At 31.7% G+C, this 17534-nt stretch carries 16 protein-coding genes; all 16 read right to left on the reverse strand.

From position 1 onward, the window contains the following. Positions 1 to 50 precede the first annotated feature (50 nt). The 16 genes from asnS to KA867_RS05860 all read right to left on the reverse strand — a co-directional run bounded on the left by asnS (position 51) and on the right by KA867_RS05860 (position 17530). On the reverse strand, positions 51 to 1343 hold the full coding sequence (gene asnS, locus KA867_RS05785; protein WP_210137332.1) for an asparagine--tRNA ligase: 1293 nt from the start codon (positions 1341 to 1343) through the stop codon (positions 51 to 53). Between the two features lie 94 nt (positions 1344 to 1437). Continuing rightward, positions 1438 to 4137, reverse strand: coding sequence for a helicase C-terminal domain-containing protein (locus KA867_RS05790; protein WP_210137333.1), 2700 nt, complete (start codon positions 4135 to 4137; stop codon positions 1438 to 1440). A gap of 24 nt (positions 4138 to 4161) precedes the next feature. After that, positions 4162 to 5133: a biotin--[acetyl-CoA-carboxylase] ligase gene (locus tag KA867_RS05795; RefSeq protein ID WP_210137334.1), complete on the reverse strand. Its 972-nt coding sequence runs from the start codon at positions 5131 to 5133 to the stop codon at positions 4162 to 4164. Beyond that, on the reverse strand, positions 5117 to 6325 hold the full coding sequence (locus tag KA867_RS05800) for a CCA tRNA nucleotidyltransferase (protein ID WP_210137335.1): 1209 nt from the start codon (positions 6323 to 6325) through the stop codon (positions 5117 to 5119). Before KA867_RS05800 ends, KA867_RS05795 begins: the two co-directional genes overlap by 17 nt. Beyond that, a complete protein-coding gene (gene bshA / locus KA867_RS05805) occupies positions 6318 to 7466 on the reverse strand; it encodes an N-acetyl-alpha-D-glucosaminyl L-malate synthase BshA (RefSeq protein ID WP_210137336.1) in 1149 nt (382 codons plus the stop codon). Before bshA ends, KA867_RS05800 begins: the two co-directional genes overlap by 8 nt. A gap of 32 nt (positions 7467 to 7498) precedes the next feature. Further along, complete coding sequence (locus tag KA867_RS05810) at positions 7499 to 7816, reverse strand: nucleotide pyrophosphohydrolase (RefSeq protein ID WP_210137337.1); 318 nt, start codon at positions 7814 to 7816, stop codon at positions 7499 to 7501. A gap of 320 nt (positions 7817 to 8136) precedes the next feature. Then, complete coding sequence (locus KA867_RS05815) at positions 8137 to 8832, reverse strand: zinc metallopeptidase (RefSeq protein WP_019468925.1); 696 nt, start codon at positions 8830 to 8832, stop codon at positions 8137 to 8139. A 37-nt stretch (positions 8833 to 8869) separates the two neighbouring features. Beyond that, entirely contained in the window at positions 8870 to 9472 is a 603-nt protein-coding gene (locus KA867_RS05820) for a DUF1405 domain-containing protein (protein ID WP_210137338.1), read from the reverse strand. Between the two features lie 4 nt (positions 9473 to 9476). After that, positions 9477 to 10037, reverse strand: a complete 561-nt coding sequence (locus KA867_RS05825) for a YpiB family protein (RefSeq protein ID WP_210137339.1) — start codon at positions 10035 to 10037, stop codon at positions 9477 to 9479. 21 nt (positions 10038 to 10058) lie between these two features. Then, on the reverse strand, positions 10059 to 11306 hold the full coding sequence (locus KA867_RS05830; RefSeq protein ID WP_210137340.1) for a tetratricopeptide repeat protein: 1248 nt from the start codon (positions 11304 to 11306) through the stop codon (positions 10059 to 10061). A gap of 3 nt (positions 11307 to 11309) precedes the next feature. Continuing rightward, positions 11310 to 12608 carry a 3-phosphoshikimate 1-carboxyvinyltransferase gene (gene aroA / locus KA867_RS05835; RefSeq protein ID WP_210137341.1) on the reverse strand — a complete coding sequence of 433 codons (1299 nt, stop codon included), beginning with the start codon at positions 12606 to 12608 and terminating at the stop codon, positions 11310 to 11312. A gap of 9 nt (positions 12609 to 12617) precedes the next feature. After that, positions 12618 to 13685 carry a 3-dehydroquinate synthase gene (aroB, locus tag KA867_RS05840; protein ID WP_210137342.1) on the reverse strand — a complete coding sequence of 356 codons (1068 nt, stop codon included), beginning with the start codon at positions 13683 to 13685 and terminating at the stop codon, positions 12618 to 12620. Positions 13686 to 13722: 37 nt separating this feature from the next. Then, positions 13723 to 14889: a chorismate synthase gene (gene aroC, locus KA867_RS05845; protein ID WP_019468919.1), complete on the reverse strand. Its 1167-nt coding sequence runs from the start codon at positions 14887 to 14889 to the stop codon at positions 13723 to 13725. 386 nt (positions 14890 to 15275) lie between these two features. After that, positions 15276 to 15725 carry a nucleoside-diphosphate kinase gene (gene ndk / locus KA867_RS05850; RefSeq protein WP_210137343.1) on the reverse strand — a complete coding sequence of 150 codons (450 nt, stop codon included), beginning with the start codon at positions 15723 to 15725 and terminating at the stop codon, positions 15276 to 15278. A gap of 124 nt (positions 15726 to 15849) precedes the next feature. Further along, entirely contained in the window at positions 15850 to 16803 is a 954-nt protein-coding gene (locus KA867_RS05855) for a polyprenyl synthetase family protein (protein ID WP_181187624.1), read from the reverse strand. A 25-nt stretch (positions 16804 to 16828) separates the two neighbouring features. Beyond that, a complete protein-coding gene (locus tag KA867_RS05860; protein ID WP_210137467.1) occupies positions 16829 to 17530 on the reverse strand; it encodes a demethylmenaquinone methyltransferase in 702 nt (233 codons plus the stop codon). Between the last annotated feature and the right edge of the window lie 4 nt (positions 17531 to 17534).

Here is a 17534-nt window from a genome sequence, read left to right on the forward strand (position 1 = left end):
GCCATAAAATAGACTGGACGTAGCTTCGGTAGTTACTTGTATTGATAATATTATGGATATAGACGATTTAATAAACGAGGGAATGGTGCAGTTTCACGAACATGTTCTACACCTGATAACCATGCAACTGTTCTTTCAAGTCCTAATCCGAACCCGCTATGAGGTACACTGCCATAACGACGTAAATCTAAATAGTAACTATAACTTTCAGCATCTAATTCAAATTCATTGATACGTTGTTCTAGTAATTCAAGGTCATTAATACGTTCAGAACCACCAATTATTTCACCATATCCTTCGGGTGCGATTAAATCTGCACACAACACAGTATCCTCATTATCAGGATTTGGTTGCATATAGAATGGTTTGATTTTTGTTGGATAATTTGTAATAAATACAGGTAAATCGTAATGATTTGCAATTGCAGTTTCATGAGGTGCACCGAAGTCTTCGCCCCATTCAATGTCATCAAAACCTTGTTCTTTCAAGAATTCAACTGCATCATCATATGTGATACGTGGGAAAGGAGTTGCAACTTTTTCTAGCTTTTCAGTGTCACGTTCTAAAATATTTAATTCTAATTTGCAATTTTCTAGTACTGATTTAACAACATGAGCTACATATTGTTCTTGAATTTCTAAGCTTTCGTTATGATCGCAAAATGCTTTTTCAGCTTCTATCATCCAAAATTCAATTAAATGACGACGTGTTTTAGATTTTTCTGCACGGAATGTCGGTCCAAATGAAAATACTTTACCATGAGCCATTGCAGCTGCTTCTAAATAGAGTTGACCACTTTGAGATAAAAAGGCATCTTGATCAAAATATTTAGTATGGAATAGTTCACTTGTGCCTTCTGGTGCACTAGCTGTTAAAATAGGTGGATCTATTTTGGTAAAACCAGTATTATTAAAAAATTCATAAGTTGCACGAATAATTTCGTTTCTTATTTTCATAACTGCATGTTGTTTTTTTGAACGTAGCCAAAGGTGACGGTGATCCATTAAGAATTCTGTACCATGGTTTTTCGGTGTGATTGGATAATCATGTGCTTCTGCAATGATTTCAATAGATTTTACTTGCATTTCATAACCTAAGTCAGAACGATTATCTTCTGAGATAACGCCAGTAATATATAATGAAGTTTCTTGTGTAATATCTTTAGCTAATTGAAAAGTATCTTCATCTACATCAGCTTTTACTACGACACCTTGCATAAAGCCAGTACCATCTCTTAACTGCAAGAATGCAATTTTACCACTTGAACGTTTATTCGTTAACCAAGCACCTATCGTTACTTCTTGGTTAATGTAATGTTTTGCTTCTTTTATCGTTGTTTTCATAACCAAACTCCTAATATTTTTGTAGTCTTCTTTTATTAATCCTTATACATTTTAACAAAATCAAGATACAAGTTCTAGTTGCGCGTGTTAACTTTTAATGATGTATTGTCTCTTTTTTAATTTTTTTAAGTAAACTTGAAAATTGTTTTATATCACCTTTTTTTTGGCGATAACTTTCTAATGACTGTTCAAAGAATTGTTTGTAATTACTTTTAATTAAACGATCATCAAAGGATACGATTATACCTTTATCTTGTTCATTTCGAATAAGTCTACCTAGCCCTTGTCTGAAACGCGTAACAGCATCTGGTAATACAAAATCTTTGAATGTGGAAGTGAATTCAGATTCCATTAGCCAATATTTAGTATTATTATGATTCATGAACGGTAGTTTTGTAATCATCACGCATTTGATACCATTTGATTGAAAATCAAATCCTTCAAAAAATGTTCCAGTCCCTAATAATATGGCTTTAGAAAAACTGTTGAATTGTTGAACGATTTTATAGTTTTGGTTTTGTTGTTGCGTGAGTATTACATAATCTTCAAACTCAGGTAATTCATTCAAGAGTTCTTGAACCATATGCATCATCTTATAACTAGTGAAAAGAATTAAACATTTTGATTCAACGACTGTTGTATATTCTATAACATAATTGACAATAGAGCTCACATAATCCTCAATATTTTTATAATTATAAGAAGCGATATCATTTGGTATAAATACTGTTGTCTGATTTGAAGATACTGTAGTAGTATCAAGTTCATAAGTATTAAAAACAATGTCTTTATTAAACCACTGCTTGAAATTTTCAAATGAATGATTAAAGGTTAAAGTACCTGAAATGAATGTTAACGCATTAAATTTATCTAACACTTGTTTTGTTAGTATTTCCTTCACATCATAATCTTTGACATTTAATTTTATTGTGGATTTTTGATTAATATTTTTAATAGACAAATAACTAATATGATTATTTTTTAAACTAGTTTCAATTGCTCTAAATTTATCGTTGATATAAAGCAATTGTTTTCTTACTGTTTTAATTGTTTTATGGCCCATGCCATTAAAGAATTCTAAAGTCATGTTTAATTTATGAATAATAGCATGCAAATCATTCAAAATCGGCGTTACATCGAAATGATATACAAAATGAACTTTATGCACTTCATCATCATGTATTTCTGCTTGTTGGATACTATTAAACATAGTGCTAAACAGTTGTTCATTTAAATCATGTATTTCATTGATATTTGTTTTAAGGCCAAAAACATCGATTGGCGGTATATCTAACTTTTCAAGTATACGTTGTTGTTCTAAATAGTCGATAGCTGCAAGCAATTTTTCATTTTCAGTTTTACCGATCAGTCCTAATTGATACTTAACATCAGAATAGCTTAACTCATTCGTAACTTGATTTAAAGCGTAGTCAGGTAATCTATGTGCTTCGTCAATAATACAATCATCAAATAATTGATAGATTGTATTATCATGTGAAGCATGAATTAAATGTGCATGATTAGTAATACCGATTTGAATATTTTTTGCGTTGCGTTTAATAAAGTTAAAATAATTAATGTCATTACGTACTGGAACATAAGTTTCTAACTTTTGCTCGTAATACATTTTCTGTCCGCCTTTTAAATCTAACTCTTGAATATCTCCAGTATGCGTTTCTGTAATCCAAATCAATAATTGCATTTTTAAAATGCTTACTTCGTAATTATTAGATTCATCTTTTAAAATTTGACTGATTAATCCTAAAGAAATATAGTCTCTTTTACTTTTGATTAAAGAAGCATTTATTTTAAAGTTTAAAGCTGATTTTAGTGCAGGTATATCTTTTTCCAACAATTGGTTTTGTAATAATTTTGTATTTGTAGAAATCATTACATGCTTACCTGTTTGAATATTATACATTAATGATGCTAATAAATAGGAAAAAGATTTGCCACTTCCTAGCGGTGCTTCAATCATGGCTTTTTCACTATGCATTAATTGTTCTAATATAATTTCAGCTAAATATAATTGTTGTGGTCTATATGTTAAATTTAATTTTTCAGTAATACTTGTATATAGATCTTTTAAGGTTCCATCAAAATTTGCTGTAGGTGCCTTAAAATCTTTTTGTTTTTTATAAATAATCTGTTCAAATTGATCGAAATTTTCATTTAGAGGTTCATGATTATGGTTTCGAGCCATTTCAAAAAGAATATCATGTAAATCATACTTTAAATTTTTACTTAAGTAATAAAGTTGCTTTAAAGTGTCTAAATGAAGCGCTTCAAATTTATTAAAAGCAAGTATCATGAGTTGTGCCGTCGTTGCAGCATCTTCATCAGCACGGTGAGCATTATTTAATGTAATTCCATGCGAATCTGCTAATTCACTTAATTGATAACTTTTATCTGTTGGGAAAGCTACTTTAAACAACTCTAATGTATCTAATACCTTTTTAGGCTTATATTTGATATTGCAATTTTTAAACGATTTTTTGATAAAGTTTAAGTCAAAGGTCACGTTATGTGCTACAAAGATGCAACCTTCTAGTTGCTTATAGATATCGTCAGCAATTTCATGAAAATATGGTGATTGATTTAGCATTTCTTCTTCAATTGAGGTTAATGCTTGAATAAAAGGAGGAATTTCTAAATCTGTTTTCACCATAGAGTGATAGGTGCCAATTATTTTATTATCACGAACGAAAGTAATACCAATTTGAATAATTTCATCATAATCTAATTGATTACCCGTCGTTTCTAAATCAACAACAGCGTAACAAGGTTGTGTCATATTCATTCCTCCTTTTCTTATAATTTAAAGTTCTATATCTGCACTCATGAGTTTGTGTTGTATCTGTTCGTCATCAATGACGATTAAATAGCCATCCTCATCAATATCTATAGCTTTACCTTGAAATTGTTGCGCATTTTCAGTGAATTTTAGGGTTCTATTCCAAATATTTGAAGCTTCAATATATTCGTTTCGTATAGTAGAAAATGGCTGTTTTAAAAATTGGTGATAACGTCTTTCAATTTGATTTATTAATTGCTCTAAAAAATGATAACGATGTATTTTTTGATTAGCATGTATTCTCAGGCTCGTAGCTTTTAACTGTAACTCACCTTGAAAGTCTTCGGTTAAGTGATTCATATTTATGCCAATCCCACATATAACCGCTTCTATACCATCACTATTAGCCACCATTTCTGTCAAAAAGCCACAAGCTTTTTTTCCATCAATATAAATATCGTTCGGCCATTTTATAGTTACGCTATCATTACTAAATTGTTGCATTGTATCTCTGATACCCAATGCCATAAACAAATTAAATTTCGTTATCATTTCAAATGGAACTTTTGGTCGCAACACAATAGACATCCATAACCCTTTACCACGTGATGAATTCCACGGCCTGTTAAAACGGCCTTTTCCTTTCGTTTGTTCATCACTTAAAATTAAAAAAGTATCTGTATTACCAACTAATTTCTGCTTAGCGAGTAACTGTGTGGAGTCTATTTGCGCTATTACCTCAACATGATCAAACATTTTTTGTTCATCGATTAAAGGTTCTACAATCCCACTATACCATTTATCAGGTAGTTCAATTAAGCGATGTCCTTTATGGTTGATTGATTCAATTTCGCATCCTTCTTGCTTAAGTTGATCGATTACTTTTTTGACTGCTGTTCGAGAAATTGCAAGATGTTCAGCGATAAATTGACCAGAAATATATTCATCTTGATTTGTATATAAGATTTGAATAACATCTTTACTGTATTTCGACATGTGAATTCACCCACCTAATGAGTTCTGATTTAATATTTTGAACATCTCCATCGATAATCGCAATCTCAATATCTCTCAATACTGTTTTTAGCCAAGGACCGCTTTGTTTATTCACGACTTCAAGGATATCTTTACCATTAATATCAATGTCTTTTCTCGATTGAATTGGTAATTGTTTGGATACTTCTTTTACAGACTGTGTATTTATAATGAGTGGTGAAAAAGATGGTAAATGGTTTTTTTTGTGTAAATCCATATAATTTAATATGGATTGTATATCTTGCTCACCATAATCATAAATAAGTATTTTAAAGTCTGATTTTGATTTAATATAGGGTAATTGATTGAGTAGCTTTTCTAACTTGCTTATATATTTTTTGTCATTATTACTGATTTTCAAATCATTAAGATTGCCATTTATTGAAGGTTGTTGTGCTTTCAATAATGCTATTAATAAAGTGAGCGGAATGGCTTCATCCAAAATAAAATTATTTAGATTATAATGTTTAAAAAAAGGAATGTAATTAAATGCATTCAAACGTTGCAAGTTTTCAAAACTATTGGCTACATACTTACCAGAAGTGAGTTTCTTTAACTCAACCACGATACGTTCAATGGATAAATGTTCAATATCATTGATGTGTGATTGCATACCATAAAAAGTTTCATTTTCTAGTGAGAATCCTAATTGTGATTGAAAACGTAACCCTCGAATGATTCTTAATGCATCCTCATTAAAACGTTCTTGTGCATTTCCTACAGTTCTGATTATGTGATTTTTTATATCTTGTTGCCCATTAAAATAGTCATGAATATGAAAATCGGCGTCCATGGCTATTGCATTCATTGTAAAATCACGTCTTTTAACATCCTCATATAATTCACGTACAAAAAATACTTCGTTAGGTCTACGATGATCATCATAATCACCTTCTGCACGAAAAGTCGTTACTTCATAATGTTGTCCATTATAAACGACATTGATTGTACCATGTTCCCTACCTATAGGAATTGTCTTTTCAAAAATAGCTTCTACCTCATCAGGTGTTGCACTCGTAGTAATATCAATATCGTGTATTGTTTTATGCATTAGATAATCTCTGACAGATCCCCCAACAAAATACGCTTGATGCTGGTTAGATTGTAAAGTTTTTAATATTGGTTTTGCTTGTTCGAATAATGTTTTAGTCATGATTACCCTCTAACATTTTTTTATAATAATATTCATATTGATCAGCAATTAAATCTGAAGAAAAACGTTCAGCAACATCATTCAACATTTGCTGCTGCATTTTTTTATAAAGCTGATCATCTGTCAACAATTGTAATGCGTACGTACTAGCTTTCTCACTATCTCCAACATCTACAAGAAAACCTGTTTCATTATGTTTAATTACTTCCTTGATACCTCCAGCAGTTGAGCCTACTGGAAGTACACCTGATTTCATTGCTTCTAGTAATGTTAGGCCAAAGCTTTCCTTTTCACTTAATAATAAAACTATATCTGATATTTGATAAAATTCACTTACCCAATTTTGTTTACCTAAAAATAGCACGGCATCTTCAATATTTAATTCACGTGCTTTTGTTTTCATATCCATTAATTGAGGACCATCACCTAATAAAATAAGTTTTGATGGCAATTGTTGGTGTATCTTTGCGAACGTTTCAATGACTGTATCAATGCGTTTGACGGCTCTAAAATTAGAAACGTGAATAACCACTTTTTCTTCGGGTTTTATCCCATAACAAGCCTTTAATTTGATATCAGATTCAGTCGGCAATGAATGTTTTGTAGGAAATTCATTTTCTCTAACGAAATTATAAATTGGAATAATAGCTTTATCAGTTTCAATAATATCAGTTGTTTGATCGGCTAGTGATTTACTAACACTTGTTACTACATCACTACCTTCTATACCAAATTTAATCGCATTTTTTAATGAATGGTCGTACCCCAATACAGTTATATCAGTGCCATGTAAAGTGGTCATTATTTTAATATCTTTACCTGACATGTGTTTTGCTAAGATGCCACAAACAGCATGTGGTACCGCATAATGCATATGTAATAAATCTAAGTCATACTCATTGATTACTTCAGCAATCTTTGTACTTAAGGTAATATCATAAGGTGCATATTGGAATACTGCATATTGATTCACTTCAACTTGATGAAATGTAATATTTGGTAATGCTTTTCTAATTCTAAAAGGTATATTTGATGTTATAAAATGGATATCATGTCCTCTTTCTGCTAACTTGATACCCAATTCAGTAGCGATAATACCAGAACCACCCATAGACGGGTAACATGTAATTCCTATTTTCATAGGTGGCACATCCTTTCTTAAACAATGTCAATCTATTTTCTTTCAAAACGATTTTTATCACGTGTATTAAATTTTTCCATCGTTTCGTTAAAGCTTTCCGTCATGTCTATATCTAAAGAATTAGCAATACATAGTAACACAAATAAATTATCACCAAGTTCGGCTTTTACTGTGTTTGCTGCTTCACTATCTTTTTTCTTTTTTTCACCATAATAATGGTTAATTTCCCTTGATAATTCTCCCACTTCTTCTGATAACCTTGCGAGATTTGCTAGAGGTGAAAAGTAGCCTGTTTTAAATTGATTTATATAGTCATCTACTTCGATTTGCATATCTTTCATTGATTTCATGATAAACGCCTCTCATTCTTACAGTTTCTTTTATAGTATAGACTAATTCTATGATTCATGCATTATTCCTGCAACCTTTATACGCAATTCAATGTTCAGTGGGCAATGAATATAATGATAATATGATACACCTAAAGCACACAATAATAAATTTCACGAAAAATGAACATAAAAAATATTTATATTAAAAGATAATTATTGCAAGCATAAAAAAAGAGGCTGGACAAATTTATTGTCTCAACCTCTTTTGCTAATATTGTCATTCTTACCACAGTAAGAGAAGAAATCAATTAGATTTCTGTCTCATGCGCATGGCCAAATTATTCACTTGATCTAGCGATTAAAATGAAACGTGCAAGTTCTGCTAATGCTACAGCAGTTGATGCAACATAAGTCATTGCAGCAGCAGATAATACTTTTTTCGCATGTCGATATTCTTTTTCGTTAACAATATCTAAACTTTTGATTTGTTTCATTGCTCTACTACTGGCATCAAATTCGACTGGTAAGGTAACAATTGAGAAAAGTACTGCAAATGACATTAATGCAACGCCAATCCAAAGTGCAGTTGAACCCAGTGTACTCTGTAAACTAGTTAAAACAATACCAGCAAACACTGCCATGTAACCTAAAGAACTACCAATATTCGCTAAAGGTACTAATGATGTTCTAAACCTTAAGAAGAAGTAACCCTGAGCATGCTGAATAGCATGACCTACTTCATGGGCAGCTATTGCTGTTCCAGCTACTGAAGGTCTATTGAAGTTCGCTGGAGATAAGACAAGTACTTTTTTACTAGGATCGTAGTGATCTGTTAGAAATCCTTTACCTTCGACAACGTCTACATCATAAATTCCATTTGAATGGAGTATTTCAAGCGCGACTTCACGCCCTGTTTTTCCACTAGTTGATCTTACTTGAGAATACTTTTCATAGTTAGATTTAACCTTGTGTTGTGCCCATAGAGGCAGAACCATTAAGATAACAAAGTATATAATCATATAAATAAAAGACAAAAATCCTCACTCCTTTATAAACATTTTACTGTGGACGTTAATAATGGTCAAATATTTTATCTTTTTTAAATAGAGTTAAACTTAAATATAAAATTAAAGGTATGACACTTAACCAAAATGCTAAGTATGCAACTGACCCAATGTGACTTTCAATAAAATCATAAAAAGGATATTGCATGAATACATAATCGATAATGTCATTATGGAACACCCATATCATCGCTATGAAAAACGAAAGCATAGTCACTTTAAATCTTGGATAAAATATAAAAGCTTCAATTGCCATAATGCCGTGGGAAAGTATCAGCATACAACCTGTAATTGTAATCATGTCGTATTGGATAAATAGAATAATGTTCATAATTACAGCCCATACACCATATTTGATTAATGTGACAAAAGCAAGTGCTTCAATGATTGGTATGTTCTGGTTAACAATTAACCCTAGAATAGCAATACATAAAAATAATGATGCAGTCGGACTATCAGGTACAAAAGGCATAAAATACCATGGTGTAATACTCATTTGCGAACCATACCAAATATACCCATAAATCGTTCCTAATAAATTGCATATTAATAAGAAATATAGCATCCCTTTATTAAAAATGATAAGTTGCCAAAACGAATAAATGTTCATATAGTCAATCCTTCGATAATGTATTAAGATTCCTCAACTTAAATGTATTAAGGATTTGAGATAATTGATAAAATAACGCTTTATCTTGTAATTGTAAACTTAAGTCAATATTGTCCTGTAAATATTTGATAATAGATGATTCACTTTGTTTTGATAATGGCAAGCCATAAATATCTTGAATATATATAGCATAATAAGGAGAGTGAAGTAATTGTGTTAATAATAATTCATCTAATCTTGTATCTCTTGAATCTCCATTATTTAAATATAATTTAATATCAAAAAAGGCGTTATGATTTGCGATATAGTCAAATATTTTTTCATTGTTAATATATTGTTGATTCTGCACTTTAAGTTTTATGGCGATATTGTCTGTATTCACCGCAGCAATTTCTAAAGTATTATGACTAGGAATTTGCTCATCTACAAAGTAGATCTTTTGTAATAATTCAGGTGAGGATTTTATCAAATTTAATACCCATACACTAATTCGAGATTTAAATCGATATTGGAATAATACGTATTCTATAAAACTTGCTTTTACTTGTTGTAAGGTATCAGTCAATGTACTCACCTTCCTTACTTTTTAGAATGATTGCAATCTCTCAGCTTCATCATGCCATGTTTCATTAGATGGATCTATTTCCAGTAATTGTTTTAAGATTTGTTGAGCTTGTTCTATATAACCAATTTCAACTAAATAGAAATAATAATCACTTAAAAATGCTGATTGCGTTCTCATAGTTGGATAAGCTAATTCAAAGAAAAGTTGTGCTTCTTTATCTCGCTCTTCTTGGCCTAGTGCATGTGCTAAATGCCACATAAATACTGGATCTAAATCTTCTTCATCTGCATATTGTAGTAAGCCAATAATTGAATCGTAATCTTCTTCTTGTCTATAGAAATCACTTAAGATTAAAAGTGGTTCCTGATAAGCATTGTCTACATCTAAGGCTTGTAGTAGTAATTGAACACCTTCATTAGCATCTCCGTGTTCGATTTGAATACTGCCTGTTGATACCATTAATTCTTTATAAAATTGACTCAATCGCAATCCTTCTTTACCAATTTCAATGGCATCCGCGTGATTATGCTCGTTTTCATACAATTGTTGTAGATAAAAGTAGCCTTGTAGGAAATCTGGATCTTTTGATAATAATGTTTGTACCAATTTGATAGCTTCTTGTGTTAAATCATTTTTTTCATAAGCAATCGCTTTTTTGAAGTAACTTTCTGAATCCATTTCATCGTCACTGATTTCATCGAACATCGTGATAGCATCGCTGTAATTTCCACTTTGCAAGCTACAATCAGCTAAACGTGAGAATAAATTGACATTATTGATCTGATATTCTCCCGTTTCTAGTACTGTTTCATATTCCGAAGAAGCGCGTAAATATTGTCCATCAAAATAAAGTAATTCTGCCAGTGCGAAATGGATGATTGGATCGTTGGGTTCAATATCAATAGCTTCTACTAATTTATCGATAGCTACTTCTAGCATATTTAATTGCTGGTACAAATCTGCCTCTAACATCAAACGTTCCGTCGAAAGTTCAACAGTACTTAAATATTCTAATGCTTCATCCGTTTGATCTTCCGCGATCAGCCCTTCAATAAAATAAATTAACAGTTCACTTTCATCTGGATATTTATGATAAAGTGTACGAAACACTTCAAGACCTTGTGGCATTAATCCATAATTATAAAGTGTTTCACCAAGTATAAAGAGTGCATCATCTTTTGGAGAACTTAACGCGTCATTTACACGTGTATCTAAGTTGTCTAGTTTTTGTAAGTTGATATCATCTATAAGTTTATAGATATCTTCCATACTTTATCCCTCTTTTTCTAATTGTTTAAATTTAGCTAAGAAACCTGGGAAGGAAACATTGACTGCATCAAATTGATCAATCGTTAATGTATCATCAGTTAATAAAGAAGTTACAGCAAGCATCATTCCAATACGGTGATCAGTAAAACTATCCACTGTGGCAGTTTGTTCTAATCTTGATGGATGTATTATCATACCGTCACTTGTTGGTTGCAATGTAAAGCCTAATAAATTCAACATGTTTGCTGTAGTATCAATACGATTTGTTTCTTTGACCTTTAATTCTTCCGCTTCTTTTATAATACTTGTGCCATTTGCTTGAGTACAAAGTAAGGCAATAACTGGTAATTCATCAATTGCTCTTGGTACTAATTCCCCTTCTATATGAATAGGTTTCAAGCTTGGCGTATACTGTACACGTATTGAAGCGGTAGGTTCTGAACCGTTAGTTTGATTAAATAAAGTTATATTTCCACCCATTTGTGTCACGATATCAATAATACCTGAACGTGTTGGATTTATGCCAACATTGTGAATTGTAATATCACTGCCTGGTGTTATCAAGCCAGCAACAATGAAATATGCAGCTGAGGAAATATCGCCAGGTACATGAAAATCAGTGGCAGTAATATGTTTGATACTATTTTCAGGTAATTCAATTGTTTTATCATTGGTAGAGATTGGAATTTGATAATGTTCAAACATCGTTTCAGTATGATCACGCGTAATACCGATTTCAGAAATAGTCGTTTTTTCGTTTGCAAATAAGCTTGCAAATAATATTGCGCTTTTAACTTGAGCACTTGCGACTTCCATTTGGTATGTTATGCCTTTAATTTGAGCAGGTTTGATTATTAAAGGTGTATAATTATTATTCACACCTGAAATATCTGCGTTCATTAAGGTTAAGGGTTTCATTATTCGATCCATAGGCCTTTTTCCAATTGAAGCATCACCAGAAAGTACTGTTTCAATACCAAGACCACACAATAATCCAGCAACTAAGCGTGTAGTTGTTCCAGAATTACCAGTATAGAGTACTTGATGTGGTGTTTGGAAAAATTTATATCCAGGTGAATTAATTTCTATTTTATCTTCTAATATATCTATTTCAACACCAAGCAGACGGAAAATTTCAACTGTACGAATACAATCTTCACCAAGTAATGGTTTATATATCGTTGATTTACCAGATGCTAATGAGCTCAGAATAATAGCTCTATGCGTCATTGATTTATCTCCAGGAACTTCTATATCTCCAATCAGAGGACCTTTTATATCAATTGTTTTACTAATATCCAAATATGCCACCTACTTTTTAATATATGTTTGTAATGCATTAAAACTCTCTAATAATATGGATTTATCAACATGTTTAACTACAGGGTTACCTAATCCTTCTAATAAAACCATCTGCACCCCTTGCTGATCATTCTTCTTATCTCTTAACATCAATTCATAAAGTGGATCAAAATCGAAGGTATTGATAATATTTAATGGATATTCTAGAGAATTTAAATAATTGATGTAATGTGAAATATTGAAATTTTGATTTAAAATATGATTTGACACAATGAATTGGAATAGGATGCCAATCATTACCGCATGACCATGTGGTATTTTAAATGTATATTCAACGGCGTGACCAAAAGTATGTCCTAAGTTTAAAAATTTACGAACGTTTGATTCTTTTTCATCTTTTACAATAATATTTAACTTAGTCTCTATGCCTTTAAAAAGGTAATATTCCATTTCATCTAAGGAAGCTAACGTAGCTTTATCATAAAATTGTGCTTCAATATCACGAACTGCACGCTCACTATTTAATAATGCGTGTTTATATACTTCAGCGTAACCACTCAATACTTCTGTATAAGGGAGTGTTGAAAGAAAATTTAAATCATAGATAACAGCATTTGGTCTATAAAAGGCGCCAATCAAATTCTTACCGTGTTTCGAATTGATGCCTACTTTACCACCAACACTAGAATCATGCGCTAATATTGTCGTAGGTACCTGAATAAAATCAACGCCTCTCAATAAAGTAGAAGCTATAAATCCAGCGAAATCACCTGTAGCTCCCCCTCCTACTGCAATGATACACGTATTTCTAGTTAAATTTTTACTCAATAATGTTTCAATAGTTTCGGCATAATAAGCTAGAGATTTGGTGGTTTCACCTGATGGAATCATCAGCTTGTGTGCATCGTATTCAGATGTAATAAATTCTAAGGTGTCATCCCATTTGTTTGCGATTTCGGTATCAACGACAAGTACAATATCTTTATAATTTTCAATATAATGACGTAGATCCTTTAATGCGTTATGTTCTATGATGATGGGATAATTATTTGTCTCATACGTAGTTTGTAATTTCATAGATATCACCTGGCTAATCATAAAATTTTAATAAAACTTAGTATTCTATATTCAACAAGCGACGTTCTTCAATTTGTGATTTTAATTGATCAATATGGTTACATTGGAATTCTTCTAATAGTGCTTTTGCAAGTTCAAATGCAACAACATTTTCTACCACAACACTTGCAGCCGGTACAGCACAACTATCAGAACGTTCAACAGAAGCTTTAAATGATTCTTTTGTGTTAATATCTACTGAGTTTAGAGGTTTATAAAGTGTTGGAATAGGTTTCATGACGCCATTGACGACAATAGGCATACCGTTAGACATACCACCTTCAAATCCACCTAAATGATTTGATCCTCTGTAATAACCATTGGTTGTATCATATAGTATTTCATCCTGTATTTCACTACCAGGCTTTTCAGCTGCTTTAAATCCTTCTCCAAAACTCACACCTTTAAAGGCATTGATACTTACGACACCTTGAGCAATTCTCCCATCTAACTTACGGTCATAATGAACATAACTGCCGATACCAATTGGCACACCTTCAATAACAGTTTGCACAACGCCACCAATAGTATCTCCTGCTTTTTTAGCATCATCAATTTTATCTCTCATTTGTTGAGCGATATCATCATTAATAACACGGACATCATTTTTATCAATATTAGATTTAATCGTTTCAAGATCGTACTCTAAATCATCTTTAATACCGCCAATTTCCATTACTCGACTATAAAAATGAATATCGAGTTGCTTAAGTAAAATTTTAGATACAGCGCCAACAGCTACTCGTGCAGCAGTTTCTCTAGCAGAAGAACGTTCTAATACATTTCTTAAGTCTCTATGATTATATTTCATACCACCGATTAAATCTGCATGTCCAGGACGTGGTTTTGTAATCACACGTTTCATGTTTTCTTGATCTTCATCGCTAATAGGATCAGCACCCATAATTTTTCTCCAATGTTTAAAATCATCATTTGTGACAATAAGCGTTATTGGACTACCAAGTGTATACCCATTTCGCACACCGGATACAATTTCAACACTATCTTTTTCAATTTGCATGCGTCTACCTCTACCATATCCACCTTGACGCTTAAACATTTCTTCATTTATATCGGCAACATTAATTTCTAAATTTGCTGGCACACCTTCAATTATTACTGTTAGCTGTGGACCATGTGATTCTCCTGAAGTTAAATATCTCATTATTTACCCACTCCGTTCTTTAGTACTTTAAATGATTATATGTTCCTTATCTTATCATATTCATTTGTTCAAATTAACAGAAAAATTTCAAATAACTAAACTTTATAAGATTTACCTACATTCAACTATAACATCTGACTAAATTTTAGTAATAACTTAAGATATTAAACGACTTCACTTTAGAATGCAATTGCAACTTTTAGCCATAGAAAAAACACTTTCGTATCAATTCATATTATTATGAATTCAACGAAAGTGTTTTGATTTTAATCACACGACTAAGAATCGTGTTTTTAATTATCAGCTTTTTTTCTATTTTGTTGAAAGTATTAAAAGTTAATAACGAAAGCCATCTAATTCGCGTTGGTTTGTTGATTCAAAGATAATTATTCATATAACCAAGCTTCACGTGATTCTGTGAAATCACTTAATTCTTCAGCATTAAACCAAAGCGTGATTTCTTTATTAGCAGATTCTACTGAATCTGAACCGTGAATAATGTTTCTGCCTACAGTCAAGCCAAAGTCTCCTCTAATTGTACCAGGAGTAGCTTCTGATGGGTTTGTTGCTCCAATAATGTGACGTGCAATATGTACAGCATCTTCACCTTCTACAACCATTGCAAATACCGGTGCAGATGTAATAAAATCGATTAAATTACCATAGAATGGTTTATCAGTATGTTCAGCGTAATGTTCTTCTGCAAGTGATTTTGGTACCGTCATTAGTTTAGCACCTACAAGTTTTAGTCCTTTACGTTCAATACGTGAAACAATTTCACCTATCAAGTTACGTTGAACCGCGTCCGGTTTAATCATTAAAAATGTTCTTTCCATTGTGTGTTTATCCCCCTGTTAATGATGTAAGTTTTATAAAAATATAAAACAAAATATTATAATGTCTTAAAGCACATTATAATATTAACAGTTAATTTAAGCGCTTTCAATGCTTTTCACACAATTATCCGTTTCTTTTTCCTACTTTTTTAATAATTTTTTTAAATATAGGTTTTGCTTCATCTCTTTCTAGCTGATCAATAAGATGTAGGGCTTTATCTAAATATCTATCACTGATTGCTTGCGATTGGTTTATGACATCAGAATGTTTAATTGTTTGAATACATTCATCAAATAATGATTGATCACTGTTAGGGCCTAGTTGTTCGATTTTTGATTTGAACTCAGGATTTTTACGCATTTCTAACAATACTGGTAATGTTAAGTGACCATTCATTAAATCACTGCCTACAGGTTTTCCTAATTTTTTTTCAGAACTAGTAAAATCTAGAATATCATCTACGATTTGAAAACTCATCCCAATATAATGTCCAATCATTTTTAAATTACGAACCGTTTTAGTATCAGCATGTGAAGCAATTGCGCCAACTTCTGTTGATAATTGTATGAGCAAGGCTGTTTTGCGATTGATTCTTCTTAAATAATTTGTAATTGTTTGGTTTGCATTAAATTGATCTTGAAATTGGTACAATTCACCCATACATACTTCAACAATAGCACTTGATATCACTTTATGTACTCGATTATCTTCTATATTTGAAATATATTCTAAACCGACTGCTAATAGAAAATTACCTGTAAGAATCGCAGTATCTTGATCCCATTTTTTAGCAATAGTTAAGCTACCTCGACGTTTATCACTTTTATCAATGACATCATCATGTACTAAAGTGGCCATATGTATTAATTCAAGTGCAACAGCTACACGATATACATCTTCATTCATTTCTTCACCAAATTGACTACTTAATATTACAAAGGCAGGTCTTACACGTTTACCTCCTGATGAAAATAAATGATAAGAAGCATCTTCTAAGATTTGATCTTTACTTATTAATGCTTCTTCTAATCGTTTTTCAATTATTTTAATTTCATTATTCATATTTAACTTTGACACAGTCATCACCTTTGGTTGTTTCATTTTATTTATAGCCTAGGTGCATCGCTGCAACGCCACCAGTGAAGCTACGTACCTTTATATTACTAAATCCTGCTTGTGAAAATAAACGTTTCAATTTTTCTTTATCTGGAAAATCAAAAGTGGATTGTTGTAACCATTCATATTCATCTTTTGATTTCGCAAATATTTTACCGAATATAGGCATAATAAATTTAAAATATAATTTATAACACTGTTTGAATATTGGTGCAGTTGGTTGGCTTGTTTCTAAACAAACAACCATACCACCAGGCTTTAATACTCTATTAAGTTCCTTAAGTGTTGCTAGATAATCAGGTACATTACGCAAACCAAAGCCAATTGTGACATAATCAAATTCATTATCTTCAAACGGTAAATTCATTGCATCACCATGAATAAGTTGGATGTTTTGCATATCCGTTGTTTTCTTTTTCCCTACTTCAAGCATGTTTTCACTAAAATCTACACCTATCACTTCACCAGAAGGTCCAACTGCTTTGCTTAAAGAAATGGTCCAATCAGCCGTGCCACAACAAACATCTAATGCTTTGCTACCGTCTTTGACATTCATTTCTTTCATTACACGCTTTCTCCATGTTTTATGTTGTTCAAAACTAATGATGTTATTTAAGCGATCATACTTTCCAGAAATATTTTGAAAAACGTTATGGACTTGTTCTTTTTTTGCTTTATTATCTGTCATCATT

Origin of the sequence: Staphylococcus sp. GDH8C109P (assembly GCF_017893405.1) — a bacterium.
Taxonomy (GTDB): domain Bacteria; phylum Bacillota; class Bacilli; order Staphylococcales; family Staphylococcaceae; genus Staphylococcus; species Staphylococcus cohnii.

What these genes read in the sequence shown, in the direction of transcription:
- aroC (WP_019468919.1), bottom strand. Translation starts at nt 14,889, where the DNA reads ATGAGATATTTAACTTCAGGAGAATCACATGGTCCACAGCTAACAGTA.
- KA867_RS05860 (WP_210137467.1), bottom strand. Translation starts at nt 17,530, where the DNA reads ATGACAGATAATAAAGCAAAAAAAGAACAAGTCCATAACGTTTTTCAA.
- ndk (WP_210137343.1), bottom strand. Translation starts at nt 15,725, where the DNA reads ATGGAAAGAACATTTTTAATGATTAAACCGGACGCGGTTCAACGTAAC.
- aroB (WP_210137342.1), bottom strand. Translation starts at nt 13,685, where the DNA reads ATGAAATTACAAACTACGTATGAGACAAATAATTATCCCATCATCATA.
- KA867_RS05820 (WP_210137338.1), bottom strand. Translation starts at nt 9,472, where the DNA reads ATGAACATTTATTCGTTTTGGCAACTTATCATTTTTAATAAAGGGATG.
- KA867_RS05810 (WP_210137337.1), bottom strand. Translation starts at nt 7,816, where the DNA reads ATGAAATCAATGAAAGATATGCAAATCGAAGTAGATGACTATATAAAT.
- KA867_RS05790 (WP_210137333.1), bottom strand. Translation starts at nt 4,137, where the DNA reads ATGACACAACCTTGTTACGCTGTTGTTGATTTAGAAACGACGGGTAAT.
- KA867_RS05800 (WP_210137335.1), bottom strand. Translation starts at nt 6,325, where the DNA reads ATGACTAAAACATTATTCGAACAAGCAAAACCAATATTAAAAACTTTA.
- KA867_RS05830 (WP_210137340.1), bottom strand. Translation starts at nt 11,306, where the DNA reads ATGGAAGATATCTATAAACTTATAGATGATATCAACTTACAAAAACTA.
- asnS (WP_210137332.1), bottom strand. Translation starts at nt 1,343, where the DNA reads ATGAAAACAACGATAAAAGAAGCAAAACATTACATTAACCAAGAAGTA.
- bshA (WP_210137336.1), bottom strand. Translation starts at nt 7,466, where the DNA reads ATGAAAATAGGAATTACATGTTACCCGTCTATGGGTGGTTCTGGTATT.
- KA867_RS05795 (WP_210137334.1), bottom strand. Translation starts at nt 5,133, where the DNA reads ATGTCGAAATACAGTAAAGATGTTATTCAAATCTTATATACAAATCAA.